At 37.6% G+C, this 4,508-nt stretch carries 4 protein-coding genes and 1 pseudogene; 4 read left to right on the forward strand and 1 reads right to left on the reverse strand.

All coding sequences use genetic code 11. The features are described 5' to 3' along the window. The first annotated feature begins 61 nt into the window (after positions 1-61). Both AC3AX0_RS05230 and AC3AX0_RS05235 read left to right on the forward strand, forming a co-directional pair. Positions 62-712, forward strand: a complete 651-nt coding sequence (locus tag AC3AX0_RS05230; RefSeq protein WP_487549253.1) for an LbetaH domain-containing protein — start codon at positions 62-64, stop codon at positions 710-712. A 1-nt stretch (position 713) separates the two neighbouring features. Further along, complete coding sequence (locus AC3AX0_RS05235; protein ID WP_487549254.1) at positions 714-1,424, forward strand: WbqC family protein; 711 nt, start codon at positions 714-716, stop codon at positions 1,422-1,424. On the opposite strand, the gene AC3AX0_RS05240 is transcribed toward AC3AX0_RS05235, so the two are convergent. Then, positions 1,408-2,394, reverse strand: a complete 987-nt coding sequence (locus AC3AX0_RS05240; protein ID WP_487549255.1) for a glycosyltransferase — start codon at positions 2,392-2,394, stop codon at positions 1,408-1,410. The two genes, AC3AX0_RS05235 and AC3AX0_RS05240, sit on opposite strands and share 17 nt — an antisense overlap. 88 nt (positions 2,395-2,482) lie before the next feature. On the opposite strand from AC3AX0_RS05240, the gene rfbB reads away from it, so the two are divergent. Further along, a complete protein-coding gene (gene rfbB, locus AC3AX0_RS05245; protein WP_487549256.1) occupies positions 2,483-3,436 on the forward strand; it encodes a dTDP-glucose 4,6-dehydratase in 954 nt (317 codons plus the stop codon). An 88-nt stretch (positions 3,437-3,524) separates the two neighbouring features. Then, positions 3,525-4,488 (forward strand): annotated as a pseudogene (locus AC3AX0_RS05250) (DMT family transporter). The last annotated feature ends 20 nt before the right edge of the window (positions 4,489-4,508 follow it).

The raw sequence follows: 4,508 nt of genomic DNA on the forward strand, positions 1-4,508 counted from the left end.
TAAGGACGTAAATAGCTGTCGAAGAAACGGAAATATAATGAATATTGATTGGAGGAAATATATGAGCAAAAAAGTTGTAGTATTTGGAATGTCGGTGTTGACAGAAATGATTTGTCGAGAGGTTGCGGATCATGATGATTTTGAGATTGCAGCAATAACAGTTGATAGAGCATATATGAAAACGGATAATTACAAGGGTTTTCCTGTCATTGCATTTGAGGACATAGTAAACAAATATCCACCTGAGAAATTTGATATGCTGGTGGTCTATACCAGCCAGGAAAACATGAGATTGAAGGAGAAAATATATAACAGGGTAAAGGATAAGGGTTATAGTCTGAGAAACTACATCAGTCCCAAGGCTGACTGTCATAGTGATCTTGAAATGGGAGTTAATAATATCATTATGGCCCACGCATACCTGGGCTTTCATGGGAAAATGGGTGACAATAATTTTATAAGACAGAAGGTTTATCTTGGACATGATTTTGTTATGGGAAGCCATAATACAATAGCTCCCGGGTGTAGGATTGGAGGACATTGCATATTTGAGAGCCATATATATATTGGTCTTGGTGCAGTTGTAAACAATATGTTGAAAATTTCAAAGGATACTCTTGTAGGTAGCGGAGCGGTTGTAATCAGGAATACTGAAGAATGCTCCGTCAATGTAGGTAATCCTAGCAGGGTAATAAGATACTTTGAAAGGTAATATGAAAGTTGGGATAATGCAGCCTTATTTCTTCCCATATATTGGTTACTGGCAGCTAATTAATGCAGTTGACAAGTTTGTGATTTATGATGATGTGAATTATATTAGACGAGGCTGGATTGCCAGAAATCACATATTGATAAATGACGAGGCTGGATGGATTAATATCAGTGTTAAAAAAACGGGAAGAGAATCCCTTATAAATGAAGTCGGAATGTTTGATTATTATACAGACAAGGTAAAAATAATGAAGAAGTTAGAACGGACTTATGGGAAAGCACCATTTTTTCATACCGTCTATCCTGTTATTAAAAGCATAGTAGACAAGGATGGGAGCAATCTGGCTGATTATCTTGTTTTTACTATAAAAAGAATATGTTGTCATTTAGGTATTGAAACTGATATTTTGATTTCATCGGCTATGGACAAGAACGACTCCCTGAAAGGTCAGAATAGAATTATTGACATTTGTAGCAAACTGGGAGCCAGTGAGTATATAAATCCTATTGGAGGATTATCCCTTTATTCTTGGGAAGACTTTAATAAGTCAGATATTGACCTTGGATTCATAAAATGTAATGACATTAAGTACAAGCAGTTCAATAAAAGTTTTGTTCCAAATCTTTCGATTATAGATGTTTTGATGTTTAATTCACCTGAAAAGCTAAATGAAATGATTGATGATTTTAGAATTGTCAGTCCGATTTCTTAAAGTAGTTCAAGAGTTTTTCATAACATGCAAATATCTTTAGAATAGAAAACTTGATTAGTTTTGATTTTTTTCTGTTCCATGAAAGTTTTTTTGAAAGTTCTTTAAATGTATTGGATTTGTTGTAAAAAGGATTGGATAGATATTCTATACCATAAAGAATTTCTGTTTTTATTTCTTCGATGGTTTTTTTGTGTTCATATTCTGTGAATTCATCAAAGGCGTCATATAGATTTATGTCTTTTTTTAGCATGATTATCTTTTTTTCTATAAGGTTCGGACCGGAATACAGCGTTCTGGTCCAAGATCCCTTTGCACCCAGCCTGTATACAGACATAGGTTCGTTAATATAGTAAACAGGACCAAGGGAGGAAAGATAAAGATCTGAAGCCATATCACCTATGTGAGCATTTTTATGCCACTCCGGAAGATTCATCATGGAGGTTTTTCTATAGACCTTTGACTGAGTAGGGATACCTCCGCCTGCGATTCTGATTATGTCACTGGCATTGTGGATACCACTTGTGTTGAATGGTTTAAAACGGGTTCCGGCTGGAATTCCTCTTGAAGTAACAACTTTTGCAGAATGAAAGCAAAGGGACAGTTCAGGGTTTTTCTCCATTATGTCAATCTGTCTTTGGAGTTTGTGCCGATCTGTCCAGTAATCATCGCCTTCGCATACTGCGATATATTTCCCTCTGGCGTTTTTTCTTATGTTTCTAGCATTCTTCCTGGTTCCTAGATTTTGTTCGTTTGCAAACAACCTTATTCTGCCGGGATTTTTTAGTACAAGTTTTTCAACAATTTCTCTTGTGTTGTCCGTACTGCAGTCTTCTCCAATTAGAATTTCATATGAGAAGTCTGTTTCTTGCATTAAGAATCCATTTATAGCCTTGGATATGAATTTTTCGTGGTTGTAGGTAATACAGCAAATACTTACAAGTGGGTTGTCAAGATGTTGTTTGGCGAGCATTAGAATTCTCCTGGATTATGGATTTTTTTATTAGGCTAGTATATAGTATAGAGTATAAATATTTTAATGTAAATAGACTGGAGGATTTATGAAAATACTTGTAACCGGTGGAGCTGGCTTTATAGGATGCAATTTTATAGATTATATGATAAATAAATACAGGGATTATGAAATTACTTGTTTTGACCTTTTGACCTATGCAGGAAAAATGGCAAACCTTGACAGGGTGGCGGACAATGACAGGTTCAAATTCATAAAGGGTGATATTTCCGATTCGAATACAGTTGACCAACTGTTCAAGGTGGGTGGCTTTGACATTGTTGTAAACTTTGCAGCTGAATCCCATGTTGACAGGTCCATTGAGGATCCTGGAATCTTTATAAGGACAAACATAATGGGTACTCAGGTTCTTATGGATGCATGCAGAAAATATGGGGTAAAAAGATTTCACCAGGTGTCAACAGACGAGGTATATGGAGATTTTCCCATTGATAGAAAGGACCTTCTTTTTACTGAAGAGTCTTCCTTGAAACCGTCATCACCCTATTCGGCATCGAAGGCTTCTGCAGACCTTCTTGTTTCTTCCTACCATAGGACTTTTGGCCTTGATGTTACCATATCCAGGTGTTCAAATAACTACGGTCCATACCAGAACAAAGAGAAGCTTATACCTCTTATGATTACCAATGCTTTGGAAGGAAAGAGGCTTCCGGTATACGGTGAAGGTAGGAACATAAGGGACTGGATTCACGTATTGGACCACTGTGTTGCCATAGACTTCATCATTCACAAAGGGAAGTCGGGAAGAATTTATAATGTTGGAGGTAGTTGTGAGAAGTCAAATATTGAGGTTGTTGAAACAATATTAAGGGAGCTTGGAAAAAGCCATGATTTAATAGAATATGTTAAGGACAGACCAGGTCATGATTTGAGGTATGCCATAGATTCTACAAGGATTGAAGAAGAGCTAGATTGGAAGGCCGATATGGATTTTGAAAAAGGTATCAGGGATGTCATAAAGTGGTATCAATTTCTCCTATGAAATTTTCTTGTTTTGGTGTATAATATCTGTGAGTTTGAAACGGCGTTTTAAACAATGGATTATCATATATAATATCGGGAGGATATTCATGAAAGGAAAAGAATTAAGATCAAGTGTGCTTCTTCTAATCACTGCTGCAATATGGGGATTTGCTTTTGTTGCACAGAGGGTGGGAATGAAGCATATAGGACCCTTTACCTACAGCGGAGTAAGGTTTGCCCTTGGAAGCCTGTCATTGCTGCCCATCATATTTTTCATGAATAGAAGGGAAAAAGGAAAGGAAGAGAACCGTAGGAAGAATGAGAGAAGGGATGTAATGAAATACGGTGCTATAGTCGTGCGATATTTTGGAAAAGCCACCAAGTGCTATAGCAGGAAGCATACTGTTTTTGGCAGCATCCCTCCAGCAGGTTGGTCTTTTATACACCACTGCAGGAAAGGCTGGTTTCATTACAAGTCTTTATATAGTAATAGTACCTATCATAGGCATAGTTCTTAAGCATAAGGCAGGACTCAATATCTGGGTAGGTGCCATTGTTGCTGCCGTTGGACTGTATTTTCTTAGCATAAATGAGAATTTCACCATAGAATTCGGTGATTTTCTTGAACTTGTAGGAGCCGTTTTCTGGGGTCTTCACATAATTGTAATAGGAAGCTTTGTGTCAAAGGTTGATGCGGTAAAGCTTTCGGCGGCACAGTTTGCAGTATGCGCCATATTGAGTCTTGTTGCCGCTTTCATGTTTGAGGATGTCAATATGGAAGGTATATCTGCAGCAGCAATACCTATTCTCTACGGTGGACTCATATCTGCAGGCATAGCATATACTCTTCAGGCGGTTGCACAGAAAAGTGCCAAGGCATCCCATGCAGCAATAGCCTTAAGCATGGAGGCAGTTTTCGCAGCCATTGGTGGGATATTGTTGTTGGGTGAAACATTACCTCTTAGAGGGTATATGGGATGTTTGTTGATGCTTGCAGGAATGCTCATATCACAGGCTGACAATTTCAAAAAAAGGACAAGAAATGCTCTGGACAAAGCTGGAGAGCAATAAAAATTAACTAATGGAAGTAA

The organism is Dethiosulfatibacter sp. (assembly GCF_983023055.1).